This window comes from Cupriavidus sp. P-10 (genome assembly GCF_003402535.2).
GTDB lineage: Bacteria > Pseudomonadota > Gammaproteobacteria > Burkholderiales > Burkholderiaceae > Cupriavidus.
Genome location: NZ_AP025171.1, coordinates 1,864,782 through 1,890,332 on the forward strand (window position 1 = coordinate 1,864,782; position 25,551 = coordinate 1,890,332).

Annotated in this window: 24 protein-coding genes and 2 tRNA genes; 12 read left to right on the top strand and 14 right to left on the bottom strand. The window is 67.6% G+C overall.

Going from position 1 to position 25,551, the window contains the following annotated elements; genetic code table 11:
- The first annotated feature begins 119 nt into the window (after nt 1–119).
- The gene (locus tag CTP10_RS25390) at nt 120–449 is read left to right on the top strand and encodes a HigA family addiction module antitoxin (protein WP_116321469.1); all 330 of its coding nucleotides are present in this window, start codon (nt 120–122) and stop codon (nt 447–449) included.
- A 200-nt stretch (nt 450–649) separates the two neighbouring features.
- On the opposite strand, the gene ribA is transcribed toward CTP10_RS25390, so the two are convergent.
- The gene (ribA, locus tag CTP10_RS25395) at nt 650–1,246 is read right to left on the bottom strand and encodes a GTP cyclohydrolase II (protein WP_116321501.1); all 597 of its coding nucleotides are present in this window, start codon (nt 1,244–1,246) and stop codon (nt 650–652) included.
- A 382-nt stretch (nt 1,247–1,628) separates the two neighbouring features.
- Here ribA and CTP10_RS25400 point away from each other — a divergent pair, with 382 nt between their 5' ends.
- Nucleotides 1,629–2,024, top strand: coding sequence for a riboflavin biosynthesis protein RibA (locus tag CTP10_RS25400; protein ID WP_233528234.1), 396 nt, complete (start codon nt 1,629–1,631; stop codon nt 2,022–2,024).
- Between the two features lie 24 nt (nt 2,025–2,048).
- On the opposite strand, the gene CTP10_RS25405 is transcribed toward CTP10_RS25400, so the two are convergent.
- The gene (locus tag CTP10_RS25405; RefSeq protein WP_116321470.1) at nt 2,049–2,519 is read right to left on the bottom strand and encodes an Lrp/AsnC family transcriptional regulator; all 471 of its coding nucleotides are present in this window, start codon (nt 2,517–2,519) and stop codon (nt 2,049–2,051) included.
- A 152-nt stretch (nt 2,520–2,671) separates the two neighbouring features.
- Between CTP10_RS25405 and CTP10_RS25410 the strand changes: the two genes are divergently transcribed.
- On the top strand, nt 2,672–3,034 hold the full coding sequence (locus CTP10_RS25410; protein WP_116321471.1) for an AsnC family transcriptional regulator: 363 nt from the start codon (nt 2,672–2,674) through the stop codon (nt 3,032–3,034).
- A gap of 9 nt (nt 3,035–3,043) precedes the next feature.
- Here CTP10_RS25410 and CTP10_RS25415 read toward each other — a convergent pair whose 3' ends face one another.
- On the bottom strand, nt 3,044–3,961 hold the full coding sequence (locus CTP10_RS25415; protein ID WP_116321472.1) for a LysR family transcriptional regulator: 918 nt from the start codon (nt 3,959–3,961) through the stop codon (nt 3,044–3,046).
- A gap of 132 nt (nt 3,962–4,093) precedes the next feature.
- Here CTP10_RS25415 and metE point away from each other — a divergent pair, with 132 nt between their 5' ends.
- On the top strand, nt 4,094–6,469 hold the full coding sequence (gene metE / locus CTP10_RS25420) for a 5-methyltetrahydropteroyltriglutamate--homocysteine S-methyltransferase (RefSeq protein WP_116321473.1): 2,376 nt from the start codon (nt 4,094–4,096) through the stop codon (nt 6,467–6,469).
- A 137-nt stretch (nt 6,470–6,606) separates the two neighbouring features.
- Here metE and CTP10_RS25425 read toward each other — a convergent pair whose 3' ends face one another.
- Nucleotides 6,607–8,028, bottom strand: a complete 1,422-nt coding sequence (locus CTP10_RS25425; protein ID WP_116321474.1) for a DUF1254 domain-containing protein — start codon at nt 8,026–8,028, stop codon at nt 6,607–6,609.
- 318 nt (nt 8,029–8,346) lie between these two features.
- Nucleotides 8,347–8,724 (bottom strand): short-chain fatty acid transporter, encoded by a 378-nt coding sequence (locus CTP10_RS25430; protein ID WP_116321475.1) that lies wholly within the window; start codon nt 8,722–8,724, stop codon nt 8,347–8,349.
- Between the two features lie 228 nt (nt 8,725–8,952).
- Here CTP10_RS25430 and CTP10_RS25435 point away from each other — a divergent pair, with 228 nt between their 5' ends.
- Nucleotides 8,953–10,662 (top strand): MBL fold metallo-hydrolase, encoded by a 1,710-nt coding sequence (locus CTP10_RS25435; protein WP_116321476.1) that lies wholly within the window; start codon nt 8,953–8,955, stop codon nt 10,660–10,662.
- 104 nt (nt 10,663–10,766) lie between these two features.
- Nucleotides 10,767–10,843, top strand: a tRNA-Arg gene (locus CTP10_RS25440).
- Nucleotides 10,844–10,968: 125 nt separating this feature from the next.
- Here CTP10_RS25440 and CTP10_RS25445 read toward each other — a convergent pair.
- A complete protein-coding gene (locus CTP10_RS25445; protein ID WP_116321477.1) occupies nt 10,969–11,922 on the bottom strand; it encodes a hydrolase in 954 nt (317 codons plus the stop codon).
- 269 nt (nt 11,923–12,191) lie between these two features.
- On the opposite strand from CTP10_RS25445, the gene CTP10_RS25450 reads away from it, so the two are divergent.
- A complete protein-coding gene (locus CTP10_RS25450; protein ID WP_233528235.1) occupies nt 12,192–12,536 on the top strand; it encodes a hypothetical protein in 345 nt (114 codons plus the stop codon).
- Nucleotides 12,500–13,048 carry a hypothetical protein gene (locus tag CTP10_RS25455; protein WP_233528236.1) on the top strand — a complete coding sequence of 183 codons (549 nt, stop codon included), beginning with the start codon at nt 12,500–12,502 and terminating at the stop codon, nt 13,046–13,048. The genes CTP10_RS25450 and CTP10_RS25455 overlap by 37 nt, the downstream gene beginning before the upstream one ends.
- Nucleotides 13,049–13,136: 88 nt before the next feature.
- Here CTP10_RS25455 and CTP10_RS25460 read toward each other — a convergent pair.
- From CTP10_RS25460 to CTP10_RS25490, 7 genes are all read right to left on the bottom strand, one after another.
- Nucleotides 13,137–13,223 (bottom strand) — tRNA-Leu (locus CTP10_RS25460).
- A gap of 107 nt (nt 13,224–13,330) precedes the next feature.
- Nucleotides 13,331–14,617 (bottom strand): amidohydrolase family protein, encoded by a 1,287-nt coding sequence (locus tag CTP10_RS25465; RefSeq protein ID WP_116321478.1) that lies wholly within the window; start codon nt 14,615–14,617, stop codon nt 13,331–13,333.
- A 111-nt stretch (nt 14,618–14,728) separates the two neighbouring features.
- Nucleotides 14,729–15,451, bottom strand: a complete 723-nt coding sequence (locus CTP10_RS25470) for a TetR/AcrR family transcriptional regulator (protein ID WP_116321479.1) — start codon at nt 15,449–15,451, stop codon at nt 14,729–14,731.
- Nucleotides 15,451–16,137 carry a uracil phosphoribosyltransferase gene (gene upp / locus CTP10_RS25475; RefSeq protein WP_116321480.1) on the bottom strand — a complete coding sequence of 229 codons (687 nt, stop codon included), beginning with the start codon at nt 16,135–16,137 and terminating at the stop codon, nt 15,451–15,453. The genes CTP10_RS25470 and upp overlap by 1 nt, the downstream gene beginning before the upstream one ends.
- A 97-nt stretch (nt 16,138–16,234) precedes the next feature.
- The gene (locus tag CTP10_RS25480) at nt 16,235–17,557 is read right to left on the bottom strand and encodes a URC4/urg3 family protein (protein WP_116321481.1); all 1,323 of its coding nucleotides are present in this window, start codon (nt 17,555–17,557) and stop codon (nt 16,235–16,237) included.
- Nucleotides 17,554–18,792 carry a GTP cyclohydrolase II gene (locus CTP10_RS25485; RefSeq protein WP_116321482.1) on the bottom strand — a complete coding sequence of 413 codons (1,239 nt, stop codon included), beginning with the start codon at nt 18,790–18,792 and terminating at the stop codon, nt 17,554–17,556. The genes CTP10_RS25480 and CTP10_RS25485 overlap by 4 nt, the downstream gene beginning before the upstream one ends.
- Nucleotides 18,793–19,025: 233 nt before the next feature.
- The gene (locus tag CTP10_RS25490; RefSeq protein WP_116321483.1) at nt 19,026–20,135 is read right to left on the bottom strand and encodes an acyltransferase family protein; all 1,110 of its coding nucleotides are present in this window, start codon (nt 20,133–20,135) and stop codon (nt 19,026–19,028) included.
- A 252-nt stretch (nt 20,136–20,387) separates the two neighbouring features.
- On the opposite strand from CTP10_RS25490, the gene CTP10_RS25495 reads away from it, so the two are divergent.
- Nucleotides 20,388–21,329: an amino acid ABC transporter substrate-binding protein gene (locus CTP10_RS25495; RefSeq protein WP_116321484.1), complete on the top strand. Its 942-nt coding sequence runs from the start codon at nt 20,388–20,390 to the stop codon at nt 21,327–21,329.
- A 193-nt stretch (nt 21,330–21,522) separates the two neighbouring features.
- On the top strand, nt 21,523–21,828 hold the full coding sequence (locus CTP10_RS25500; RefSeq protein WP_116321485.1) for an amino acid ABC transporter permease: 306 nt from the start codon (nt 21,523–21,525) through the stop codon (nt 21,826–21,828).
- A gap of 70 nt (nt 21,829–21,898) precedes the next feature.
- On the opposite strand, the gene CTP10_RS25505 is transcribed toward CTP10_RS25500, so the two are convergent.
- The gene (locus CTP10_RS25505) at nt 21,899–22,801 is read right to left on the bottom strand and encodes a hypothetical protein (protein WP_116321486.1); all 903 of its coding nucleotides are present in this window, start codon (nt 22,799–22,801) and stop codon (nt 21,899–21,901) included.
- A 565-nt stretch (nt 22,802–23,366) separates the two neighbouring features.
- Here CTP10_RS25505 and CTP10_RS25510 point away from each other — a divergent pair.
- Nucleotides 23,367–25,103 (top strand): ArnT family glycosyltransferase, encoded by a 1,737-nt coding sequence (locus CTP10_RS25510; protein ID WP_116321487.1) that lies wholly within the window; start codon nt 23,367–23,369, stop codon nt 25,101–25,103.
- Nucleotides 25,104–25,122: 19 nt separating this feature from the next.
- Nucleotides 25,123–25,494: an EamA family transporter gene (locus tag CTP10_RS25515; protein ID WP_029049238.1), complete on the top strand. Its 372-nt coding sequence runs from the start codon at nt 25,123–25,125 to the stop codon at nt 25,492–25,494.
- The last annotated feature ends 57 nt before the right edge of the window (nt 25,495–25,551 follow it).

Genomic DNA, 25,551 nt, shown 5'->3' on the forward strand with positions numbered 1-25,551 from the left:
GCGCAGCGCCCCCAGTGTGGCGGCGTCATCAAGCAATGGCCAGTGGAGGATCTGCTTCATCTGGACCCATGACGGCCCCGCGGCTGTCGAGATCATTGACTATCACTGAGGACTGCAACATGGCCCGCTTTGAAAACGGCATGCGCCCTATCCATCCGGGTGAAATCTTGCGCGAGGAATACTTGGTGCCGCTGGGCATGAGCGCCAATGCCCTGGCACTGGCGCTACGTGTGACACCGGCTCGCATCAACGAGATCGTGCGCGAACAGCGCGGCATTACGCCCGACACCGCGTTGCGCCTGACGCGCTATTTCGGTGGAGATGCGCGCTCGTGGATGAATTTGCAGGTGACCTACGACCTGAAGGTCGCACAACGGGATCTGGGCGAGCGCATCGCGGCCGAAGTGGTCCCGCGTGAGGGCGCCGACCAGGAAATCCCCGAAAGCTAGGAGAACGGATTGCCGGCGCGGCGCAGGCATCGTGCCGCCCCGGCAGTCCACTGCCGCGACAGCGTATCCGCCAGCGCCCGGAAACGCGGTGCCGGCCGACTCCGGCAGGAATCATGTGAGGAAAAAGCCCGTCGCGCTTCGTCCTGACGGGCCCGTGGGCAGCCGGGAAGTCACCCGGCAAGCCGCCTGGCCGGCCGTCGTCAGTCGAGCAGGTGTCCCATGCGCGTGCGCTTGGTCGCCAGGTATTTCTCGTTCTCGGCATTGGACGGCACGATGTGCCGCAGCTGCTCGTTGACCCTGATGCCGGCCTTTTCCAGCGCGGCGGCCTTGAGCGGGTTATTGCTCATCAGCCGCACCGACGTGACGCCCCACTGGTGCAGCAGGTCGGCCGCAAAGGCATAGTTGCGCGCGTCGATGGCCTGGCCCAGCGCCAGGTTGGCGTCGACGGTATCGAGCCCACCGTCCTGCAGGCGGTAGGCGCGGATCTTCTCGGCCAGGCCGATGCCGCGGCCTTCGTGGCCACGCAGGTACAGCAGGATGCCGCGGCCCTCGGCCGCGATCTTTTCCATGGCCAGTTCCAGTTGCGGGCCGCAGTCGCAGCGGCAGGAACCGAAGACATCTCCGGTCAGGCATTCGGAGTGCATGCGGATCAGGACGTCGTCGCCCGCCACCTCGCCCACGCTGAGGGCCAGGTGTTCAATACCTGAGTGAGCGCCCTTGAAGGCGTGTGCCGTGAAGTCACCAAATCGCGTCGGCAGGCGTGCCGAATCGATCAGCTCAATTTCTGTGTCATTCATACCGGAATTCTTTTCAATGGGCACGGGGCGGCCCGGCACCGGCGACATTATGAGCGGAATTGCGCGTTCGCGCTTGATTCGGGCATGGAATGCACCGTTGCGGGTCGTCGGCATATTCCTACAGCAGGGCGCGCGACCGACTTATGCAACCGCTTCACAATGGTCTCTAGACTTGTTTACAGAGACGGAAGCCGGGCACCGGCCGCAACCTGGCGGGCATCCGGCATCATATCTTCAGGAGTTCGCCATGACCCGGAATCCACTGATTGGGGAAGAAGCCAGCACCAGGATTGCCGCGCTGTTCGACACCAAGTCAGCAGCGAACAGCGCCGCCTAGCGGGTGTGCTACGAGGCGCACCTGAAGCGTGGCCAGGTCCGGCTGGTGCATCCTTACGAAGCACACTTCGGGCGCAAGCTCGAGCCCGACAACGACGGCATCGTGCGCACGGCAGTACGTTCGCACCTGATGCTGGGCGCGCTCGGCGCCGTGATCGGCCTCGCGGTGATCGGCATCCTGCACCGGCAGGAGGTAGATGCCGTGATCCAGAACCCGGGCCCGGCGGCCGGCGCGGCGATTTTCATCGGCATCGTGCTTGGCATGCTGCTGGCTGGCCTGGCTACCGCCCGTCCCGACCATCAACTGGTCATCACACCCGTGCGCGACGCTGTGCAGCACGGCCGCTGGGCGCTGCTGGTCCACCCCATCTCCTCCCAGCAATGCGACGATGCGATGCGCGCGCTGCGCAACTCCACGGCCGAAGTGATGCGGACGGCGTAGCCATCTGCTGCGCCGGCTGGCGGCTCAGGGTTCGACCGAGGGCTCGCGCTTCAGCGTGCGCAGCACGAAGGTCGAGCGGCTGTGGCGCAGCCCGGGCAGCTTGTACAGCTTGTGGCGCAGGAATTCCTCATAGCCTTGCGTCCCGGCAACGGCGACCTTGATCAGGTAGTCATAGTCCCCGGTCAGCAGGTAGGCCTCCATCACTTCAGGCAGCTCGGCCAGCGCCTGGCCGAAGCGGTACAGCATGTCGTCGTCGTGCCGCTCCAGGGTGACCTCGATCAGGACCGTGTCCGGCAATCCCAAGGCTTTCTGGTTCAGGAGCGCCGCATAGCCTTCGATGACCCCGCCTTCCTCGAGCGCGCGCACCCGGTTCCAGCAAGGCGTGGCGGACAGGCCGACCTGCTCGGCCAGCTTCGCATTGGACAGCCGGCCGTCGCGGCGGAGTTCGCGCAGGATGCGCCGGTCGGTGTCGTCGAGCTTGGGAGGTTGCACCATGGCTACGCTTTTTATCGAAAGAATATTCTGAGAATTCTGCCATATGCAGATGCTTCTTTTTCATATCCCAGGATATTGGAGAAAAGAAAGAAGCTCATTTTGCAGTCCGGCTGGTAAATTAACCTCATCAGATGATCTGCCGGAATCGCCACATGCCAGCCACTGTCCTTCCCACCCTGCGCCTTTCCCTGCAACTCGACAGCACCGACCCGTTCGGCGCGATGGAGTGGGTGTTTGCCAGCGCCCGCCGCACCGGACTGGCACCTGAACAGTTGCGCTTCGACTCGCCCCGCTTTCACACGGCGAGTAAGCCGGTGCTGCATGCAACCTTGACCGCGGCCGATGCCAGCCTGCTGTGGCTGTTCCTGCGCCGGCTGGAGAGCGGCATCGACATGGCCGTGCTGGGCGCGGACGTCGACGACCCGGACAGCGAAGCGCAATGCGGGTCTACTGCCGCGCCGCGCGCCGCCACCCCACAGGTGAGCAGCGACGCCGGATTGGCGCTGCCGGCCTAGCCGCCTGCGCTAGGCCGGCAGCAGTTCAATGCCGTCGAGCTGCGCCGCGCACGTGTCACGCACGATCGCGACAAAATCCGCCATGTAAGGCCGGCGCGCCAGCGGCGCCGGAACCGTCGCATAGAGCTCGCTCCACAGCCCCCTGGCGCCGATCCGCTTGGCCAGCACGTAGTCGTGGTCGACGTAGTTCTTCACGCCCCAGTTGGGCAATGCCGCCACGCCGCGCCGGCTCGCCACCAGTTGCAGCACAGCCACCGTCAGTTCCGCCGTGCGCCGCTGCAGCCGGATGCCGGCGGGTTCCAGCACCTCGCGGATCAGGTCGATGCGCTGCTCCGGCACCGGGTAGGTGATCAGCGTCTCGCCGGCCAGGTCGGCGGCGTCGATGCGCCGCTTGTTGCGCAGCCGGTGTTCGTTGGCGATCACCGCCAGGATCTCGAAGCGGAACAGCGGCGCGACGTCGAGCCCGCGCCGCACCGCCGGCTGCGAGCCGATCACCATGTCGGCGCGGCCTTCGCTGAGCAGCGAGATCGGGTCGGCATGGAAGCCCGCCACCAGGTCCACCTCCACCTCGGGCCAACGGCGGCGGAATTCGTCCATCACCGGCATCAGCCAGTCAAAGCAGGTATGGCACTCCAGCACCACGCGCAGTTCGCCGCGGGTGTCGCCCTTGAGCCGTTCGATATCGCGCTCGGCCGCGCTGACCGCGGCCAGCACCTCCCGCGCCAGTGCCAGCAGGCGTTCGCCCGCCGGCGTGAAACGCAGCCCCTGCCGGGTCCGGTCGAACAGCGGCAGGCCGTAGTGCGCCTCGATCGCCTTGATCTGGTGTGACAGCGCCGACTGGCTGACATGCACGCGCTCGGCCGCGGTGGCGAGCTTGCCGGATTCGGCAATCGCAACCAGCGAGCGGAAATGGCGGACTTCGATCATGCGCAGGCCAGGGCGCGGGACCGCCCTCTTGTCGTATGAAATGGATTCATATGTTGTTTAAAACTTGTCGCTTGATTCATTTTATGGGGAAACCGACACTGTGCGCCAGTCATCTTCCGGAGCAAGTTCCCCATGGCACGCACCCATATCCTCGGCTTTCCCCGCATCGGCGAACGCCGCGAACTGAAATTCGCGCAGGAGTCCTTCTGGCGCGGTGAAAGCAGCGAAGCCACGCTGCGCGAGGTGGCCGCGCAACTGCGCCGCCGGCACTGGCAACTGCAGGCCGAGCGCGGCCTGGACACCGTCGCCACCGGCGACTTCGCCTATTACGACCAGATGCTCAGCCTGACCGCGCTGCTGGGCGCACTGCCGCGCCGGTTCGGCTTCGATCCCGCGCAGCTGACGCTGACGCATTATTTCGAGCTGGCGCGCGGCAACCGCGAGCAGCCGGCAATGGAAATGACCAAGTGGTTCGACACCAACTACCACTACCTGGTCCCCGAGCTGGATGCCGACACCACCTTCGACGGCGGCCCGGCCTGGTTCTTCGAGGAAACCGACGAAGCGCTGGCGCAGGGCTTGCGCGCGCGCCCGGTGCTGGTGGGCCCGGTCACCTACCTGTGGCTGTCCAAGAGCCACGTGGCCGGCTTCGACCGCCTCTCGCTGCTGCCGAAGCTGGTGCAGGCCTACCGCCGCATCCTCGGCCAGCTGAAGGCGCGTGGCATCGAGTGGGTGCAGATCGACGAACCCGCACTGTGCCTGGACCTGGAGCCCGCGTGGCTCGATGCCTTCGACAGCGCCTACGACGGCCTGCGCGACGCTGGCCCGAAGCTGCTGCTGGCGACGTACTTCGACACCGCCGCCGACCACGCCGCGCGCGCCGCCGCGCTGCCGGTCGACGGCTTCCACATCGACCTGGTGCGCGCTCCGGCCCAGTTGGCCGCATGGCAGGCCGCACTGCCGGCGCATGCCGTGCTGTCCGCCGGCGTCATCGACGGCCGCAATATCTGGCGCACCGATCTGCGCCGCGTGCTCGACACGCTGCGCCCCGTGCAGGCGGCGCTCGGCGATCGCCTGTGGCTGGCCCCGTCATGCTCGCTGCTGCATGTGCCGGTGTCGCTGGCGCATGAAGTGCGCCTCGATGCCGAGCTGAAGTCGTGGCTGGCCTTCGCCACCGAGAAGCTCGGCGAACTGCAGCTGCTGGCACGCGCGCTCAACGAAGGCGACGCCGCCGTCGCCGCGCAGCTGGCCGCGTCCGACGCCGTGCAGGCCTCGCGCCGGCAATCGCGCCGCGTGGTCAACCCGCGCGTGCAGCAGCGCCTGGCCGGCGTGAGCGCCGACATGGCCCGCCGCGCCAGCCCGTTCGCACAACGCATCGAGCGCCAGCGCGAGGCGCTGCAGCTGCCGCTGCTGCCGACCACCACCATCGGCTCGTTCCCGCAGACCGCGGCCATTCGCCAGACCCGAGCGGCCTTCAAGCGCGGCGACATCGGCGCGCTGGAGTACCTGGAGCGCATCCGCGCCGAAATCGCGCTGGCCGTGCGCAAGCAGGAAGAACTGGGCCTGGACGTGCTGGTCCACGGCGAGGCCGAGCGCAACGACATGGTCGAGTATTTCGGCGAGCAGCTGTGCGGCTACGGCTTTACCGAGAACGGCTGGGTGCAGAGCTATGGCTCGCGCTGCGTCAAGCCGCCGGTGATCTACGGCGATGTGTACCGGCCGGAGCCGATGACGGTGGACACCACCCGCTACGCGCAGTCGCTGACCGAGCGGCCGATGAAGGGCATGCTCACCGGTCCGATCACCATGCTGCAATGGTCGTTCGTGCGCGACGACCAGCCGCGCGCAACCACCGCACGCCAGCTTGCACTGGCCATCCGCGACGAGGTGTGCGACCTGGAACACGCCGGCATCCGCGTGATCCAGATCGACGAACCCGCGCTGCGCGAAGGCCTGCCGCTGCGCCGCGGCGACTGGGACGCGTACCTGGACTGGGCGGTCACCGCTTTCCGCCTGTCGGCCAGCGGCGTCAAGGACCAGACCCAGATCCACACGCATATGTGCTACGCCGAGTTCAACGACATCCTGCCGTCGATCGCTGCACTGGACGCCGACGTGATCACCATCGAGACTTCGCGCTCGGCGATGGAACTGCTGGAAGGCTTTGGCGACTTCGACTACCCCAACGAGATCGGGCCCGGCGTCTACGACATCCACTCGCCGCGCGTGCCGTCGGTGCAGGCGATGGAGCGGCTGCTCGACCGTGCCTGCGAGGTGGTGCCGCCGCAGCGCTTGTGGGTCAATCCGGACTGCGGCCTGAAGACGCGCGGCTGGGAAGAAACCGAGACGGCGCTGGCCAACATGGTCAGTGCGGCGCGCGCGCTGCGCGAGCGCTGGTCCAGCCCCGGCACGATGGCGTGGAAGCGGGTCGGCAAGCCGGCCGGCCACGTCGGCGCGACGCCTGCCGGCGGCACCGCCTGCACCGCCTGCGCGACGCACGCGCACTGAGCGACCCCGCACCTCGCGCAGTCAAACAAGAAAGGCCGCATGCCCACGGGCATGCGGCCTTTTTTTGCGTACTGACAAAGTTGGAGATCTTGTTCCCACTCCCACAAATGGCAGTGGGGGCGAGATACTCGCCTGTTTCAGTTCACCCGCATCACCGCCGGCGGCATCCAGCTGCCATCGAGCAGCGCCTGCTCCGGCCAGTACGCGCGCAACATCATGTTCAGTCCGTCGGGCGGAGCCGGCAGCCAGTTGGCGGCCCTGGCGCCTGCCGGGCGTTCGTGCTGGATATAGATGTCGAGCGAGCCGTCGCGGTTGTAGCGCAGGCGGTCGCGGCTGCTGAGGGCGTAGCGCTGCATCGGGTTAGGGATGAAGGCCTGCCGGTCGTTGTAGAGCGTCAGCGACCAGAATGCGCGTGCCGGCGGCAGCTGGCCCTTGTCGAAATGCAGCACATAGCGCGCCCCGCCCTGCAACGGCGTGCCGTTGGCATCGGTGCGTGCCGACGCGTAGATCGCATCTTCCGGGAGGTTGGCGCCCAGCCCCACCCACGCGGTCACCGCGCGGCGGGCATAGTTGGTGCCATAGTTGCCGAGATCGCGGTGCATGACCCAGCCGTTGCCGGCATCGGCATTACCCTTGCGCGCGCCCTGCACGATCGCCGCCAGCGCCGCGGTCGCGCCTTCCTGCACCGCGCGCGCGGTCGTCGGTTCCAACACCGTGGTCTTGAACGGCACGCCAGGGTGGATGCCCATGCGCCGCAGCTTCTCCACCATGGCGCTGTCGCCCGGCGCCGGCGGATTGGCCGGCAGCAGCGCGGCGAAGCGCGTGAAGAAGGCCTGGGCGTCCATCGCCGCGACCTGCTCCACCGGCGAACTCTGCGTGTCGACCGCAGCGGCGCGCGGCGCGGGGCGCTCGGGCACGCGGCGGCCGCCACCCCAGGCGGACAGCGGCGTCAGCCGGTACTGGTCCTGCAGCCGGTGCACCGCCGGATAATCCTGCTTGCCGTTGGCCTGGGTGCGCCCGATCAGCCAGACCATCGAAGTCGGCGAGCGGATCTCCTGCACGCCCTTGGGCAGCGTACCGCGCCAGTCGGGGCCGGTGATGGCGAAAATGCCGCGACGGGTGCCGGTGGTGCGCTTGCCCGGCGAGGCAAACACATTGGTCCACGCATCCATCAGCGGCATCAGGTAAAAGCGCCCTTGCGTGTCGGGCACGGACAGGATCACCGGCTCGCGCGACAGGTCCAGCCATGCCGACGAAGACAGCGTGTCGGCGTTAGGGCTGACCACATCGGTGAAGCTGGCGTCCGGGAACGTGCGCTTGTGGGTGAAGGTGTTGACCGGCGTGCGCAGCGTCATCAGCTCGCGCGTCACGTCCATCAGCACCAGCGGATAGGCATAGGTGAACACCTCGGCCGACAGGGCCTTCATGGCCTGGTCGGACGGTGGCTGTTCAATGGCGGCGGCCGCCTGGATGGCGGACGAATCCGGCGCGCTGGCGCAGCCGGAAAGCATGACTGCGAGCGTGACCGCGCTCGCCATAAGGCGAAATGAAGGCTTCATGACCCCGTTCCCGTTTCTCGCGACTTTTCCCGGGTTGCGGCTATGACTGCCGACATGTCGTCCGGGAGACGCATCTGTTTGCTTCCGCATCTTGTCCCTCCCCCTGCGCCGTGTCAATTACTCGCGCGTAGGGGAGCGCGGGCAAGCACACGCAAGGCGGAGCGCGCGGAAAATCGTGCATGATAATGCACGTATCGAGCACGATGGAAGCACAAGGTGTCCGCTGCGCGCAACGGGAAAGCACCCGTGGCGGGATCGCCGTGGCCGCTGGACCGTTTGGCCAAGGCCATGGAGCCCGGAATGACTGCGCGGGCCAGCTCAATACCGCATCTGCACATCGTCGACCTTGCCCGTGCGCGCGTTGTACAGGCAGGCATAGTGGAAGCTGATCGCCGACGAACTGTCGTCAGGCTCGAACACGCCTTCGCCATTGACCGAGGTCTGCGCGTTGGGGCGCTGGTAGTACTGCTCGCGGTCGGCCATCAGCATGACGCTGCCTGGCTGCGGATAGCGACGCTTGAGCGCTTCGGCGACGGCCGGCTCGCAGGCGCCCGAGGCCGCCGTGGACACGGTCTGCGAATCCACCGTGATGCGCGTGGTGGCGGGCGCGACCGGACGCGGCGCGGTCTGCGGCGGCGTTTCGCAGGCGGCCAGCAGGCACGCCAGCGGCAGGCACAGGATTGAAGCTCGGTTCACGCGGACCTCCTCGCAGCGGGAGCGCGCACCTTCGCGCCCTCCCAAAAAGTGAAGCGGAGCTATCAGATTAATGCCTTCGGGCAGAAAAGCCAAAGCCGGGCGGGCCCCGGCGGCGCCCGCTGCATCCGGATTTGCCCGCGATTGCGAATCTTTCAACGCGGCTACACTATCGGCTCCCGGCGCCGGCGCGCAGCGCGCGGCGCCGCAAGACATCACGATGCCGACACAATGACAACCACAGAGACAAGCGGCGCACGCCCTGCCACCACCGCCATCCCCGCGCCTTTGCTGCGCAATGCCGCCAGCCTGCTGGTCGTGCGCGACGCGCCCGCCGGCATGGAAGTCCTGCTGGTCCGCCGCGTCGAGCGCGCCAACGACCGCAGCAGCGGCGCCTACGTGTTTCCCGGCGGCACGCTAGACGCGCTGCAAGACAAGGCGCTGCATGCGCATGCCCAGGGCCTTGACGACATCGTCGCGAGCGAGCGCCTGGGCCTGCCGGCCGGCGGCCTGGACTTCTACGTCGCCGCGGTGCGCGAATGCTTCGAAGAAGCCGGCGTGCTGCTTGCCTATGGCAGCGACGGACGCCCGCTGTCGCCCGATGCCCTCGACGCCGGACAGCAGGCGCTGCTGCGCGCCGCCGTGCAGCGCGGCGGGCCCGGGCTGGCGCATGCGTGCGAGCAGTTGGGACTGAGGCTGGCAACTGACCGGCTCGCCTACCACAGTTACTGGCTCACGCCACCGGGCCTGCCCAAGCGCTTCGATACGCGCTTCTTCGTCGCCATCGCGCCGGAAGGCCAGGAGGTGGTCGCCGACGGCGCCGAGATTGTCGAACACCGCTGGATCCGCCCCGCCGAAGCTGCCGATCCGGCCAGCGGGCTGACGCTGATGCATGTCACGCGCCGGACGCTGGCGGCAATCGCGCAATTCGAGAACGCCGAGGCCTGCTTCGCCTATGCCGCCCAGTTGCGCGGCATCGCCTGCATCATGCCGCGGCTGGCCACGGGCGCTGCCGGCGTACGGCCGGTGATGCCCAACGAGCCATGCTATGCCGAGATCGGCCGCATCGATCCCGAGGGCAAGCACCATGGCCGTTACGAACTGTGCCCCGGCTTGCCGGTGCAGCTGTCCGAGCGTGTCTGGCGCGTCACCGCTAACAACGGCAGCGTGATGACCGGCCCCGGCACCAACACCTACCTGATCGGCGGCGGCGCGCGCAACGAATGGGCCGTGATCGATCCCGGCCCCGATGACGGCGAACATGTGCGCGCCATCCTGGCCGCGGCGCCGGGTCCGATCCGCTGGATTTTCGCCACGCACACGCACCTCGACCATTCGCCCGCGGCCGCCGCGCTGCAGGCTGCCACCGGCGCCGTCGTACTTGGCCGTGGCGCGCCCGCCGGGCAGTGGCAGGACGCCAGCTTCGCACCGCAGCGCGAACTCGCGCACGGCGAGCGCATCGCCATCGGCGACCACTGCACGCTGCGCGTCTGCCATACGCCGGGCCACGCGTCGAACCACCTGTGCTACCTGCTTGAAGAAGAGAAGACCCTGTTCACCGGCGACCACGTGATGCAGGGCTCGACAGTCGTGATCGGGCCGCCCGACGGCGACATGCGCGCCTACCTCGATTCTCTCGCTGCCTTGCAGGAAGAAGACCTGGAATGGCTCGCGCCCGGGCACGGCTTCCTGATCGCGCGTCCGCAGGACGCGATCCGCCTGCTGGTCCGCCACCGCTTGCAACGTGAAGCCAAGGTCGCGGCCGCGCTGCGAGAACTGGGGCCCGCGCCAATCGAAGCGCTGGTGCTGCGCGTCTATGACGACGTGCCGCCGCGCATGCATCCGGTCGCGCAGCGCTCGCTGCTGGCGCACCTGCTCAAGCTGCGTGACGAAGGCAAGGCACGCGAGGCGGACGGTGCCTGGGCTGAAGTGACGGCATAAGAGACGGCATAAGAGGACGGCGCATTGCCCGCAGCGGGCATGAAAGTTTTTTCGCGAACCCCTTGCGCAATCCCGAAATTCCGCTACAATTCGGCCTCTCGTGTGCGGCTGTAGCTCAGTTGGATAGAGTACTTGGCTACGAACCAAGGGGTCGTGGGTTCGAATCCTGCCAGCCGCGCCACCTATGCAGAAAGGAAAAGGGCTTCCGGAAACGGAAGCCCTTTTTTCATGGCGCCTCTGTTCATGGCGCCTCTGCGCGAAGGACGCGCACCACCCGGTGCGCAAGCGCTCGCCGCCACTCTGAAACTACCAACGGTACCTGGCACCGACCGTACCGCCCGGATTACGCCCCGCCCTCACCTTGAACCACAGCTTCACGCCGGTCGCCGTGTTGCCGTGCGCGCCGATATTGAACGAGAACAGCCCGCGCAGCAGGTCGGCATCGATCTTCGTGCCGTTGATGTTGATGCTTTGCTTGCGGCTGTCCTGCCACCAGTCGGCTTCAACGAACGGATAGATGCCGGCCAGCCGCGTCGGCTGCGCGCCATAGAGCCGTACGCCGATGCCGGTGGCGCTGGAATCGCCGGGCATGCCCTGCGCCTGCACGCCGCTGACCGGTGACATGCCGGGCTGGTACGCCAGCTGCAGCCGCGACTGGATCGTCAGGCCGCCGGCGCGCGGCACCACTGCATCGACAGCCAGCGCCATGGTGCGCACGCGCCCGTCGACAAAGCCGCCGGCGCTGGTGACATCGTCCATGTGCATCGTCAAGCGGCGCGGGCGATCGACCATGGCGACGAGGTCGCGGTCCACGGCGGCGAGGCCCGGCGCATCGTCATCCGGCCCCGCTCCCATCGCAAGCGGCAATGACGACGAAGGCTGCTGCGGCGCCCGTGTCGCGTACTCGATGGTGACCGGTTCGGGGGTACTACTGAAGAATGCAGGGGCGCTGGCCGGTATGTCGGCGCCGGCCACCAGCGTCTCAGGCGTCCCGGGCGTCCCGGGCATCTCGGACGCCCCGGCGAGCGGCGCTGGCATGCCCTGCGCCTGCAGCGGCTGGTCCCAGCCGGAGACGCCGTGGCTGTCGGCAATCCTTTCGGGAACCGCATCATCCGCGTGGGCCAGCGCACACATCAGCACGGCCAGGATGCTGCAGCATTGCAGGTGGTGCAGGATCGGACCCGGATGCGCGGCACACGGGTGCCAACCGGGGCAAGACCCCGCCTCCCTCTCTCTCGATGATGACAAGACCATAGTCATGGCAACCACCTTCGGACGTTATATCTGCTTGCCCGATGAGCTTGAGCATAGGTCAATCCAACCGCTTGCGTAAGCGGGGAATGTTCGTGAGCGCGCGGTGACAATGGCGCGCACGGCCGGCACGGCAGACAGCCAATGCGCGCCGGTGCAGGCGGCCGGGATCAAATCGCAGCGGGATTGCGCTTGAAATGATCCTTTTTCGTCAATAATGGCGAGAATGACAAACCTTTCATGCATTGCCCGGCACACAGCAACCGGGAGCGGAACCCATGGCACGGTGGCAACGCACGCGCCGGCGTAGCGCCGTGGCGGCGGCACGGCGCGGCAGCAGCCTGCAGCGAAAGCTGGCAATCGCCACCGCGGTCGGCGGCCTTTGCACGCTCGCGCTGGCCGCGCTGGTGATCGCGCGCTCGTTCGGCACCTTCATGGCCGCACGGCAGAACCTCCATGACATCTCGGCGTACCGCGTCGTGCTCGACACGGCCAACGTGCTGTCCGCCGAACGCGGGCCGGCCAACAGCGTGCTGGGCGAACCGCCACTGGCCGACAGCGCCGCGCGCGCCCCCGGCTGCGCGCCATGCGCGGGCTCAGCGACGCCGCGCTGCAGCGCCTGACCACAGCGCCCGCGCCGTCCTTCGGCCTGCATAGCCACCACCTGCCGCCACTGATGGTCGAGCGCGTGCGCGAGCGGTTGCAGCGGGCGCGCGCCGAGATCGACGAACTGGCCGCGCGCCCACTTGCAGAACGCGACATGGAGGCGATCCGCCAGGCCGTCGAAAGCATGTTCGACGTGGTCGACTTGCTGCAGCCCGCCATCGCCTGGCAAGTGCGCGAGTTGTCGGCCTGCCATGAAGGCCTCGCCGCGCCCGCGCTGACCGGCAAGATGCTGGGCGACCTGCGCGAGTACGGCGGGCGCATCGCCTCGCAGATCATGGCGCCCGTGGCGGCGCGACAGCCGATGCCAGTGCAGAGCCTGGTCGATGCCACGCGCTCAAGCGAACGGCTGCTCGTTGTGGGCGGGCCCGGCCAGTTGCGACAGTTCGATGCGGCGATGTACCGGGCCAAGGCGGAGGGGCGCAATTGCGTGCGCGAAGCGCAGAGCGAGGAAGGGGTGCCGGCGGCCTGATCTTGCCGCCGCGGAATGTCGATCGGAAGGGCCTGCGATCGAGACCGTAAACGAAAAAAGGCTCGCTTGCGCGAGCCTTTCCGAATATTGGTGCCCAGAAGAGGACTCGAACCTCCACAGTGTTGCCACCGCTAGGACCTGAACCTAGTGCGTCTACCAATTCCGCCATCTGGGCTTCGTTTCGCTGCATTGCTGCTGCGATGCGAAGAACGAAATTATGCCGCCAGCACCGGGCGGTGTCAACACCTCTCAGCAAAAATCCTGGGGGAGCATCCGCCGGGCCTACTGCGCGGCACCCTGCCGCATGAAATCGACCAGCGCCGGCCGCCCGGGCAGTTGCAGCGCCGCCGTCGCCGGCGGCGTGCTGGCGATGGTCTTGCCGGCCCGCAGCACACGCAGCCGCGTGGCGCGCAGCCGGATCGCCTCGACCGGGTCGCGCGCCTGCAGCAGCACCAGGTCGGCGCGGCAGCCCGGCGCGATGCCGTAGCCGTCCAGACCAAGGATTTGTGCCGGCGTCGCGGTCACCGCGGCAAAGCAGGCCCGCATCGCCTCCTGCCCGGTCATCTGCGCGACGTGCAAGCCCATGTGCGCGACTTCGAGCATGTCGCCCGAGCCCAGGCCGTACCACGGGTCCATCACGCAGTCGTGGCCGAAGGCGACCGGCACGCCCGCCGCCAGCAGTTCCGGCACGCGCGTCATGCCGCGGCGCTTCGGATAGCTGTCATGCCGGCCCTGCAGCGTGATATTGATCAGCGGGTTGGCGATCGCCGCGACGCCGGCCTCGCGCATCAGCGGGATCAGCTTGGACACGTAGTAGTTGTCCATCGAATGCATCGAGGTCAGGTGCGAGCCAGCCACGCGGCCATGCAGGCCGAGCCGCACGGTTTCGCTCGCCAGCGTCTCGATATGGCGCGACAGCGGGTCGTCGCTCTCGTCGCAATGCATGTCGACGCGCAGCCCGCGCTCCGCCGCCAGTTCGCACAGCAGTCGCACCGATTCCGCGCCCTGCGCCATGGTGCGCTCGAAATGCGGGATGCCGCCGACCACGTCGACGCCCATGTCCAGCGCGCGCGTCAGATTCTGCATCGCGCCGGGCGCGCGCAGCACGCCGTCCTGCGGGAACGCCACCAGTTGCAGGTCGAGGTAAGGACGCACGCGCTCGCGCACGTGCAGCAGCGCTTCCACCGCAAGCAGGCGCGGATCGCAGACGTCGACATGGGAGCGGATCGCCAGCAGCCCGCGCGCGACGGCCCAGTCGCAGTAGGCCAGCGCGCGTTCGACCAGCGCTTCCTGCGTCAGCATCGGCTTGAGTTCGCCCCACAGCGAAATCCCCTCGAGCAGCGTGCCTGACTGGTTCACGCGCGGCAGCCCGTACGACAGCGTCGAGTCCATATGGAAATGCGCGTCGACAAACGGCGGCGACACCAGCTGCCCGGCGGCATCGATTTCCTCTGCGGCCCGCGCGGCCAGCGCCGGTTCCACCGCGGCGATGCGGCCATCGGCAACGCCGATATCGATGCCGGTGCGCCCGTCGGGCAGGTTGCAGTGCCGCAGGATCAGGTCGAGCATGGCGCCTCTTGACGCGAAGGGTTCAGACGAAAAGCACGGCGCATGATCGCATTGCCGCGCGGGACGCAGGTAGCGCGCGTACGGACGTTTCGTACGGTACGGACGATTTGCTCACCCCTGCCCGTCGGCCAGCACCTGCATGCTCATGGCCTCGGGCGCGAGGCCGCAGCCGCGCAGCAGCAGCGCCACCAGGTGCTCGGTCGCCTGCGCATAGTCCTGCCGCCCCAGCTGGCTCACGCCGAGCACCGCGCATACCTGCGACTCGAAATCGGCATAGGTCTGCGTCGCGGCCCAGATGGTGAAGAACAGGTGCTGCGGGTCAACCGGCGCCATCTGGCCGCTGTCGATCCATTGCTGCACTACCGCGGCCTTGCGCGCCACCAGTTCGCGCAGCGCATGGCGCAGGATCTCGCCGATCTCCGGGGCGCCGTGCAGCAGCTCGTTGGCAAACACGCGCGAGGCATCAGGATGGCTGGCGGACAGCCGCATCTTGGCGCGGATGTATTGCTCCAGCGCCACCTGCGGCGGCAGTTCGGCCCGGATGATATCGGTCTCCGACAGCCACAGCTGCAGCGTGTGGGCCAGCACCGCACGGTACAGCGCCTGCTTGGTGCGGAAGTAGTAGTGCAGGTTCGACTTGGGCACGCCGGCGCGCGTCGCGATCTCGGCCATGGTGGCGCCGGCAAACCCCGCGCGCGCGAACACATACTCGGCCGCGCGCAGGATCATGGCCTGGTTCTCCTGCCGGATGCGGCCGGCGGGACCTTCGTGCGCAAGCAGCGCGCCGTGCATCGGCAGCGGCCGGCGCGATGGGGCGCTGGCGCGCGAGTCCATCAGCGTGTGCCGTAGAGCCGGTCGCCGGCATCGCCCAGGCCGGGCACGATATACCCGTGCTCATTGAGCGTGTCGTCGATCGCGGCGGTGACGATGCTCACCTCGGGATGCGCGGCACGCAGCGCGCGCAGCCCCGGGCGCGAGGCAATCAGGCACACGTATTTCATGGTGGTGACCCCCGCCTCCTTCAGCCGGTTCAGCGCCGCGATGGCGGAATTGCCGGTGGCCAGCATCGGATCGACCACGATGACCATGCGCTCGTGGATATCTTCGGGCATCTTGAAGTAATACTCGATCGGCTCGAGCGTCTCGGGATCGCGGTACAGCCCGATATGGCCGACGCGCGCCGCCGGCAGCAGCTCCAGCATGCCGTCGATGAAGCCGTTGCCGGCACGAAGGATCGACACCAGGCAGAGCTTCTTGCCCGACAGCACGCGCGACTGCGTCGGCGCGATCGGGGTGCGGATGGCGATGGTCTCCATCGCCAGGTCACGCGTGGCCTCGTAGGTCAGCAACTGGCTGATTTCGCGCACCAGGCGGCGGAAGTTGTCGGTGGTGGTTTCCTCGCTGCGCACCAGCGTGACCTTGTGCTGCACGAGCGGGTGGTCGACGACCAGCACGCCGGGCATGCCGGCAGCATCGTCGTCGGGGGTGGCTACGGCGGGAACAGCGGACATGTCGTTCATCGGGACGCTCCTGATGCCATGTTTGATGCCACGTTTTCCAACGCAAACCTTGTCGGTTGCTGCGCAATCGCAGCGGGCGCAGCCGCGCCCGCCCTGCTCAGAACACAGTGCCGTCGCTGATGATGCTGAACGGCGGCGCGCCGCCCGGGCGCCGCTTGGCGGCAATGCGCCGCCCGGCGGACCAGGTGCCGCCCTCCAGCACGCGCGCCAGTGGGAAGTCGGCTTCCGCCAGCCCCAGGGCCTGGCGCACGCCATCGGCCACCAGATCCAGGCCCGTCACGGTCAGCGCGCGCCATTCGACGATCACGGGCTCGTCCACCGCATGCGCCTGGGCGACAAAGGACGCATCGCGCGGCACCATCAGTTCGAAGTCGAACAGCAGGCCGCCATTGCGGTATTCAGGCAGCCCGGTCAGCGCATCCAGCCCGGTGACCGTCAGGCCCGCGTCTTCCAGTGGTTCCAGCAGCGAATAGGTCAGCCACTGCGTGAGCTTGTGGAACGGCACCAGCCCGCCGGGCGCGGCCGGATGGTGCCAGCAATCGCCCAGCGACACCCCCTCGACCACGATGCGTCCCGGCCAGACCGGCCCCAGCCCCACCAGCAGCGTGCGCAGCAGGAAGCTGGCGTCGAGCCGCTCGTTGACCGCGTGCGCCTTCAGGTAGTCATACAGGTTGCCCAGCCGCGCGGGCCGCCCGAACAGGGCCGGCGTAGCCTCCATCACCTCGCCCAGCCGGCGCAGCAACCCGGCGCGGCCTTCCAGCCCGACCAGCGGGTTGTGCTGGGCCACCTGGAAGGCGTGCGCAATGCTGTCGGCGTCGATGCGCTGCAGCCGCTCGGCATCGGCGCGCAGCGGGTCGCCGGGCGCCGCGGAGAAGCCGCCACGTGCGAACAGGTCGAAGCTGGCCACGCCCAGCCCTTCGGAGCGGGTCAGCACCAGGTCGCTGGCCGGGTCGCGGTAGCGCCAGTCGGGTCCCGCGCCGGCGTCGAGCAGTACGCTCGGGATCACCAGGTCGATGCCGATGCGCGCACGCTCTTCGCGGTGCTCTGGCCCGCTCATGGCGGCGCGCTCGCACAACACATGCCAGCGGTCGACGCGCTGGTCGACGCAGCCGCTCTCGAAGTGGCGCCAGCGGCTGTGGTAAGGCACCTGCAGGTCCGGATAGCGCTGCCGGATGGTGCTGGCCACGTAATCGGCGATCGCATGGACGCGATCGGGGTGCCAGGTAAACAACTCGGACGCGCCGCTGGCCACGTGCTCGGTGACCGCCGCGCAATGCGTGCGCACGGCTTCAGCGCACAGCAGCGCGGAAGCGGGGTGCCCTTCCGGCACAGGGCTGAGCCAGCCCCCGCCCGGACGCATTTCCTCGCCTGCTCCCCGACGGTCCATGCCGCCACGATCCTCTTCGGGATACATTGTCATTCGTTCAACCCCCTGCCCTTTGCCAGGGCGAGTTCATCGGCATCCGGCGGCGTGTAGTGCGTAAAGTAGCCGGCCGCCACCTTGGCGTCGATCTCGACACGGGCGTCCGCCGGGATCAGGGCTTCGGGAATCGCCACCTGCTCGACCACCTCGATGCCCTGCGCCACCAGCGCGCCATGCTTCATGTTACTCATCGACGCCCAACGGTCGATGCGGCGGATGCCCAGCCAGTGGAACACATCCGGCATCAGTTCCTGGAAACGCATGTCCTGCACGCCTGCCACGCATTCGGTGCGGGCGAAGTAAGTCTCGGCGCGATCGCCGCCCGCCTGCCGCTTGCGGGCGTTATAGACCAGGAACTTGGTCACCTCGCCCAGCGCGCGGCCTTCCTTGCGGTTGTAGACGACCAGCCCGACGCCGCCCTGCTGCGCCATCTCGATGCACACCTCGATGCCATGTGCCAGGTACGGGCGGCAGGTACAGATGTCTGACCCGAATACGTCGGATCCGTTGCATTCATCGTGCACGCGGCAAGCCACTTTGGTCTCGGTCTTGCCGAGTTGGCTGACGTCCCCGAAGAAGTACAGCGTCATGCCGCCGATGGGCGGCAGGAACACTTTCAGGTCGGGCCGCGTGACCAGTTCCGGGAACATGCCGCCGGTCTGCTCGAACAGGCCGCGCCGCAACGCGCTTTCCTTGATGCCGAACCGCGCCGCCAGCCCCGGCAGGTGCCAGACCGGATCGACCGCCGCCTTGGTCACGCGCACGTCGCCATTGGCGTAGAGGATGCTGCCGTCCGGCTTCAGCCGGCCGGCAGCCATCGCCGATATCAGCTCGGGCATATTGATATGCGCGCGCGTGACGGCGATGGTCGGGCGGATATCCACGCCCGCCGCGATACGGTCCGCGAAGACGGAGGAAACGAGGTGGCCCCAGGGATCGAGCGAGACGATCTTTTCCGGATCGGCCCACTGCGGGTGCGGGCCGATGGCCTCGGCGGGTGCCGTATCGGTCAGGTCGGGGCGATGGTCGCGCTGCAGCGAGCCGGAGGCAACCGCCAGTGCGCGGTAGATGGCATAGGCGCCGGCGTGGGTGCCGATCACGTTACGTTGCGCGGGGTTCGCCAGGCTGGCAATCACGGGGCCGCGTTCGGCGGCGGTGGGTGCACCCCAGTGAATCGGCTCGGCGGGCTTGTCGCGGCGCGCGTGCGAGGTGAGGACGATATGGTCGGACATGGCACCCTCGGTTCCCGGTGGAATCCTGACCAAATGGTCAGGTTTACGATTCCATACTAGGCAACGTTCATGCCATCGCCCAATGCCGGTTTACGCGAGTTTTGCCGCGCACTGTATGGCGCCGTACGCAAGCGGGGCGGCGCGCATGCACGCATGGCGTGCCGGGGACATGACGCCGACGGTGCGCGCGCACCAGCACGAGGCAATCTGCCGGGCGCGCAGGCTTGCAAGGCTTACATAGTAGGACGGCTCGCCGAGCCGCGTGCGTCCGACAGCCAGACCCACGCCGCGCGCAGCGCTGCCAGCGGGCTTGCGCTTTCCACGTAGCGATGAAAGAGCGCGCCGGCAACGTTGCTCAGCGCCCACGCCGTCGCCATGCCCAGCGCGTTCAGCACCGGCTGCCCCGGCGCAAGGTTCGACACCAGCGCATTCACCAGCAGGCACACCGGGAAATGCACCAGGAAGACCGAATAGGAAATGCGGCCGAAGAATCCGACCACATGGCCGCGCGGCCAGCGCTCCATCCAGCCACCGCGGCGTGCGACCGCCAGCAGCAGCGCGGTAGCCAGCGCCACGGCGATTCGCAGCCGGAAATCGACGATCAGCGCCGCCAGCGCCACCGCGCCGAGCACCAGCAGCGGCATGGCCGAACGGCCCGGGTTCGAGGCCCACCACGCCAGCGTGCCCATGCCATAGGCGCCAAAGAAGTACACCGCCCAGATATCCCAGGCGGCATCACGGTTGAACCAGAACAGCGACGCGACCGCCAGCAGCGCAACCACGCCGATGCCGGCCGCGGCGCCCGCCTGCGCCTCGCGCGGCGCAAAGGTGCGAGCCGCCCACAGCGCCATCAGCAGCAGGCCGAACAGTTGCAGGTCGATCGCGACGTACCAGACACCGGCCGACAGCGCATCGACATCGAGCACGTTATGCAGCAGCGTGAGGTGCGCCAGGAACTGCATCAGGTGCGGCGGGGCCGGAATCGATTCATGGATCATCCATTGCCGCGCCAGCGCGGCGCCGGCAATGCTCAGCAGCAGCGCCGCGGCGAAGGGCACGATCAGCTTGAGGTAACGGCGCCACAGCATCGCCAGCGGATGCTCGCGGATTTCCAGCCGGCCGTGCGGCGCTAGGCTGCGCGCGGCCAGGAAGCCGCTGATCACCAGGAACACCTGGACCGCGATGCGGGCGTAGTCATACAGCCAGTCCACCAGACCCGGCGCGAGACGGTAGGCCGTGTCGGACATCGGGCCGTAGAAGGCGAGATGGTGCAGCACGATCAGCTGGGAACTGACCGCCTTGAGCGCGTCGATGCAGGGCAGGCGTGACGGACGGGGGCTCATTATTCTTGGAGTCTGACAAAGCGCACGAAAGGCGCGATTCTACCTGTTTGCTCTGATTGACATGTGGCGTCACATCCACAAATTGCGGATTGGTTACACACTTGCCGCGATTGTTGCCGACTCTGCTCACTCTGAAAGTCATGTCTCAACAAGGAAGCATTTGCTTATGACGACTTTGTCCTTCACCCATCGAAGGACCGGGTATACCCTAGCGACTTTGCCGCACCATCGGCCAGCTACCCGGTTTCCCGAATGTCCGTCTCCGTCCTGTCTTCCCTGCTAACCCGCTTGTCCCGCGCCCGTCGCCCGCTGGCGGCGCTCGCCTTCGGCGTCATCGCCTCCGCGCTGATGCCGGCTGCCGCCAATGCCCAGTCGCAAACGCCCGTGCTCGACAAGATCCGCGATTCCGGCACCATCGTGCTGGGCTATCGAGAATCGGCGCTGCCCTTTTCCTTTGCCGACGACAAGGGCCAGCCGGCTGGCTACGCGGTCGAGCTGTGCCTGCGCGCGGCGGAAGCGGCGCGCCAGAAGCTGGGCCTGAAAGACCTGAAAGTGCGCTGGATGCCACTGACGCCGCAGAATCGCATTCCCGCGGTGGTCAACGGGCTGGTCGACCTCGACTGCGCTCCCAACACCAATTCGCTCGAGCGCCAGAAGCAGGTGGCCTTCAGCGTCTCGCACTACGTCTCGACCGTGCGCATGCTGGTCCGCGCCGACTCGGGCATCCGCTCGTTGGGCGACCTGCGCGGCAAGAACGTGGTCACCAGCGCGGGCTCGACCGGCGACCGCCACGTGCGCCGCCTGAAGGACCAGTACGGCTACCACGACGTCTACGCCAAGGATCATGGCGAGTCGTTCCTGCTGCTCGAGTCCGGCCGCGCCCAGGCCTTCGTGATGGATGACGTGCTGCTGGCCGGCCTGCGTGCCCGCGCCAAGGATCCGTCGCAGTACGTGATCGTCGGCCCGTCGCTGTCAATCGAGCAGAACGCGCTGATGCTGTCCAAGGCCGATCCGGAATGGAAACGCCTGGTCGACCAGACGCTCGCCACGGCCTTCACCGGGCCGGACGTGATCGCGCTGCAGAAGCGCTGGTTCCAGCAGCCGATCGGCAGCCGCGGCATCAACCTGGCGCTGGCACCGTCCGGCGAGGTGCGCGCGGCCTGGAAGCATCCGTCGGACGCCGTCACCGAGTAGCCCGGATTTCGCCAAAAAGGCCCCGGCCGCAAGTGGTCTGGGGCCGCAATTCAGGGTTTCCATGAGAGTGCCGCGCCGGGCAAGCCCCAAGTTGACAGCGACAAACGATGTTGGCGACACTGGCCTGAGCCATCCCTGCGTGGGACAGGCCACATACACGACCGCCCGACGGCGGCATTTCTCAGGAGAAACCATGAACAAGTTTGTCGCCACCGCGATCGCGCTCTGCCTTGGTGCAGCCTCGCTGGCCGTTCACGCGCAGGCAACCGGCAAGAAGCAGTTCGATACGTATTCCCAGGGTGCCAAGTCGGGCGAGAAGTTCGACCCGTACTCGCAGGGTGCCAAGGCCGGCGACAAGTTCGACCCGTACAGCCAGGGCGCGAACAAGAGCACGCGCAGCGACCTGAACCCCGCCGCGCCGGCCGCGGAGCCCAAGCCGGCCAAGAAGTCCTCCAAGCAGAAGGCCAAGAAGAAGACCCCGGCGCCGGCTGCCAGCTGAACCGCAACGGCTGTCCAGAAAAAAACCCGCCTCGGCGGGTTTTTTCCATCCTGGCCAGGCCAACCGCTGCCTAGGGAGCCTGCGTATCGCGTTCCAGCGCGGTGACGTCGATGCGCTGCACATTGCCATCCTGCCGGACCTCCGTGCGCAGCACGAAGGCGTCGGACGGACAGTACCAGTCGGTCACATGCATCACCGACGGTTCGACCTGCACGACTTCCTCGCCCACGATCACCGGCCCCAGCGACGTCCGCTTCTCATAGGTGATAGGCAAGCATTCCTTGCGCCCCATGACGGTCTCGATCATCTGGCGGCGGCCAACCTGGCGCGAGCCGATATGGATCGACGCATGCAGCGCGCGCATGGTGCTGACCACTTCATCGGAGCCAAGGGGGTAGACCCTGAGCGAGACGCTGGACTGAAACGTCTCGCCGTCGAGCATGCTGCCTTCGCGCAGGTCCATGCCGGCGTAGTTGAAAACGCCCTTACCCCGGAACGAGGCTTCGCCGTACATGCGCGCATAGCGCGCGCGGGCATTGATGACGGCATGCTGGCTTTCGATGCTGGTCTGGTCATTCGGCGTGCGCCGGTCGATCACGACCTCATGCACCTGCTCCATGATCACCGGCGGCCCCATCAGCGCCGACATTGCGGACTTGGAGCTGACCGTCAGCTGCGCGCGGCAACCGGATGCGCTGCGACCGACGTCGCGCAGCGTCATGCGGATCGACATCGGCAACGCGCCGTCGCCCTCCATCTGCACATGCGAGCCGGAGCGGAACCAGGGGGCGTTGCACAGCACGGCTGCCGCCGACGCTGCCATCTGGGTGGCAGCCACCTGCGCGGCGGCGCTGACTGCGGTCGCTGCCGCACCGCCGGTTGCGGCCGGCTGTGCCCCCGCCGGCATGGCCAGTACCATGCCCGCGACCGCGGCGAAGCTTGCCAGCCGGTATTGCTGCGCCTTTGTCTTCACATGAATCCCTGTCTAGAATGACCTGGCGCCCCCGAAATCGCGCCCGGCCTGCCAGGCCCGCCTGGCCACTCAGATTATTCGTGTTTTTCGGGTAAGTGGCTATCTCGCTGACCCTTGGCGTAGCTTGCGCCACCATCCGTGACCGCCGGGTTTTTCTCGTGTACCGGCCCGCACGTGGGCCCAGAGGGAGGTTCCATGCTGATCGGCGTTGCGTTCCGCCTGCGCCGCGCGCGTCCGGCCGCCGCCGGCATGCGGGCGGCCTGAACGCCACCCGGCAGCCCGGCTGGCCCTGCCGGCGGCGGACTGCCGCCCAAGCCCTCGCGCCTGACGGAGCACCCCTGCCGCCGTGCTACCATTGCCCGCCGCGCGTGCCCCCGCGGCGGCTGTGGCGTCCCAGGCGCCTGGCAGCGGCCATCGGCGCAGTCATCCCGCAGCGCTGCCGCCTGGATCTGACAAAGCCGCCAGCGGCTGTCCACCAACGGACGGCGCAAAGCGTTGTGATGGCTTCCCGTCATCGTGCACCCACGCAAGACCATCCCAAATCGTGATGTTTTCCAGGAGCTCTATGCGTAGTTCATCGACCTCGCGGTATGCCGGGCTGTCCGTTGGTACCACCACCAGTGCTGTCGTGCTGGTCAGCCTCGCGATCCTGCTGGTCTGGTTCGGCACGCTCGACATGCGCCACCTACTGCGCTCGGACGAGGGCCGCTACGCCGAAATCGCCCGCGAGATGTTTGTCACCGGCGACTGGGTGACGATCCGCTACCACGAACTCAAGTATTTCGAGAAACCTCCCTTCCACCTGTGGGTGACCACGCTGGCCTATACGCTGTTCGGCGTTGGCGACTGGCAGGCGCGCCTGTGCGTGGCGCTGTCCGGCATGGTCGGCCTGGCCATGACCATGCTGGCCGCGGCGCGCTGGTATGGGCAGCGCGTGGCGCTGCTGGCCGGACTGGCACTGGTGGCGGCGCCGATGTGGAATGTCGCCGGGCATTTCAATTCGCTGGACATGACCCTGGCCGGCGCGATGGCGTGCGTGCTGGCCTGCATGCTGCTGGCGCAGCACCCCGACGCCACGCCCGCGGCGCGGCGCAACTGGATGCTGGCGTGCTGGGCCGCCATGGGTGTGGCGGTGCTGGTCAAGGGACTGGTCGGGCTGGCGTTGCCGGGCCTGGTGCTGGTGGTCTACACGCTCGTCACGCGCGATTTCGGCCTGTGGCGCAGGCTGCATCTGCTGGCCGGCGCGGTAGCGCTGCTGGCCGTCACCGTGCCCTGGTTCTGGCTGGTGTCGGTGCGCAACCCTGAATTCCCGCATTTCTTCTTTATCCACGAGCACTGGCAGCGCTACACCTCGCACGTGCACCAGCGCGAAGGCGCGATCTGGTTCTTCGTGCCGCTGCTGCTGGCGGGCTTCATGCCCTGGCTCGGGCTGGTGCCGCAGATGTGGCAGGCGGTGCGCGAGCGCGCCGGCGTCGCGCGCGGCACTTCGCCGCGGCCGTTCCAGCCCGCGCTGATGGCGGCGCTGTGGGCCGTGGCGATCTTCGTGTTCTTCAGCCTGTCGGGTTCCAAGCTGCCGGGCTATATCGTGCCGATCTTCCCGGCGCTGGCGCTGCTGGCCGGCGTGGCGCTGGACACGGTCACGGAACGCACATGGCGCTGGCAGGTCAATGCCATGATTGCGCTGGGCGTGGTCGGGCTGCTGGCATGCCCCTTTGTCGCCATGCTGGACAAGCCGAGCACGCCCAACGCTGTCTACCGCGAATTCACGCTGTGGATCGGCATTGCCTTTGCCATCATGCTGGCCGGGGCCGTGGCTGCGCGGCGGGTGCTGCGCACGCGCGGCGTGTTCCCCAGCATCGTGGTGTACGCGCTGGCAATGTTCGCCTGCTGCACGGTGGCGCTGCGTGGCCATGAAGCAATGGGCCGGCCCAGTTCCGGCGCGGACCTGGTGCCGGCGATCAATGCCGTGCTGACGCCGGCTACCCCGCTTTACAGCGTGGGCATGCTGGACCACACGCTGCCGTTCTACCTGCGCCGCACCGCCATCATGGTCGCGCATCGAGACGAACTCGAATTCGGCATCGGCCAGGAGCCGCGGAAGTGGATCCCGACCATCGACGGCTTTATCTCGCGCTGGCAGGACGGCCAGCGCGCGGTGGCGATCATGATGCCCGATACCTACGAGGCCCTGGCCGCGCGCGGCGTGCCGATGCACCGGATCGCCGGCGACCGCCGACGCGTGGCGGTCGCCAACTTTGCACTGCCGGGCGAAGCCCCGCACGCGCCATCCCAAGGACACTAACCCTGCACGACCCGGCGCCATGACGCTTTCGACTTTCCTGTTTATCGTTACCGGCGTGCTGCTCAATGCAGCCGCCCAACTGCTGCTCAAGGCCGGCGTCAACGCCATCGGCGCGATCACGCTGGACCGCGGCACGCTGCTGGTCACGGCGCTGCGCGTGCTGACGCAATGGCCGGTGCTGGCCGGCCTGACGCTATATGTCGTCAGCGTTGGCGTGTGGATCGTCGGGCTGTCGCGCGTGGACGTTTCGGTCGCCTACCCGATGCTGTCGCTCGGCTACGTGGTCAACGCGCTTGCCGCCTGGTGGCTGTTCGGCGAGATGATCGGCCCCTTGCGCGTGGCCGGCATCCTGCTGATACTGGCTGGCGTCTTCCTGATCGCCCGCTCCTGACCTGGCCGCCCGGCGCCTTTGCCCTATTCCCTCCGATCGGGACCGATTTTTCTTTTC

Excerpts from the sequence above, each read along its gene's own strand:
- CTP10_RS25390 (WP_116321469.1), top strand. The coding sequence starts at position 120 with ATGGCCCGCTTTGAAAACGGCATGCGCCCTATCCATCCGGGTGAAATC.
- ribA (WP_116321501.1), bottom strand. The coding sequence starts at position 1,246 with ATGAATGACACAGAAATTGAGCTGATCGATTCGGCACGCCTGCCGACG.
- CTP10_RS25405 (WP_116321470.1), bottom strand. The coding sequence starts at position 2,519 with ATGGTGCAACCTCCCAAGCTCGACGACACCGACCGGCGCATCCTGCGC.
- CTP10_RS25410 (WP_116321471.1), top strand. The coding sequence starts at position 2,672 with ATGCCAGCCACTGTCCTTCCCACCCTGCGCCTTTCCCTGCAACTCGAC.
- CTP10_RS25415 (WP_116321472.1), bottom strand. The coding sequence starts at position 3,961 with ATGATCGAAGTCCGCCATTTCCGCTCGCTGGTTGCGATTGCCGAATCC.
- metE (WP_116321473.1), top strand. The coding sequence starts at position 4,094 with ATGGCACGCACCCATATCCTCGGCTTTCCCCGCATCGGCGAACGCCGC.
- CTP10_RS25425 (WP_116321474.1), bottom strand. The coding sequence starts at position 8,028 with ATGAAGCCTTCATTTCGCCTTATGGCGAGCGCGGTCACGCTCGCAGTC.
- CTP10_RS25435 (WP_116321476.1), top strand. The coding sequence starts at position 8,953 with ATGACAACCACAGAGACAAGCGGCGCACGCCCTGCCACCACCGCCATC.
- CTP10_RS25445 (WP_116321477.1), bottom strand. The coding sequence starts at position 11,922 with ATGACTATGGTCTTGTCATCATCGAGAGAGAGGGAGGCGGGGTCTTGC.
- CTP10_RS25450 (WP_233528235.1), top strand. The coding sequence starts at position 12,192 with ATGGCACGGTGGCAACGCACGCGCCGGCGTAGCGCCGTGGCGGCGGCA.
- CTP10_RS25455 (WP_233528236.1), top strand. The coding sequence starts at position 12,500 with ATGCGCGGGCTCAGCGACGCCGCGCTGCAGCGCCTGACCACAGCGCCC.
- CTP10_RS25465 (WP_116321478.1), bottom strand. The coding sequence starts at position 14,617 with ATGCTCGACCTGATCCTGCGGCACTGCAACCTGCCCGACGGGCGCACC.
- CTP10_RS25470 (WP_116321479.1), bottom strand. The coding sequence starts at position 15,451 with ATGGACTCGCGCGCCAGCGCCCCATCGCGCCGGCCGCTGCCGATGCAC.
- upp (WP_116321480.1), bottom strand. The coding sequence starts at position 16,137 with ATGAACGACATGTCCGCTGTTCCCGCCGTAGCCACCCCCGACGACGAT.
- CTP10_RS25480 (WP_116321481.1), bottom strand. The coding sequence starts at position 17,557 with ATGACAATGTATCCCGAAGAGGATCGTGGCGGCATGGACCGTCGGGGA.
- CTP10_RS25485 (WP_116321482.1), bottom strand. The coding sequence starts at position 18,792 with ATGTCCGACCATATCGTCCTCACCTCGCACGCGCGCCGCGACAAGCCC.
- CTP10_RS25490 (WP_116321483.1), bottom strand. The coding sequence starts at position 20,135 with ATGAGCCCCCGTCCGTCACGCCTGCCCTGCATCGACGCGCTCAAGGCG.
- CTP10_RS25495 (WP_116321484.1), top strand. The coding sequence starts at position 20,388 with ATGTCCGTCTCCGTCCTGTCTTCCCTGCTAACCCGCTTGTCCCGCGCC.
- CTP10_RS25500 (WP_116321485.1), top strand. The coding sequence starts at position 21,523 with ATGAACAAGTTTGTCGCCACCGCGATCGCGCTCTGCCTTGGTGCAGCC.
- CTP10_RS25510 (WP_116321487.1), top strand. The coding sequence starts at position 23,367 with ATGCGTAGTTCATCGACCTCGCGGTATGCCGGGCTGTCCGTTGGTACC.
- CTP10_RS25515 (WP_029049238.1), top strand. The coding sequence starts at position 25,123 with ATGACGCTTTCGACTTTCCTGTTTATCGTTACCGGCGTGCTGCTCAAT.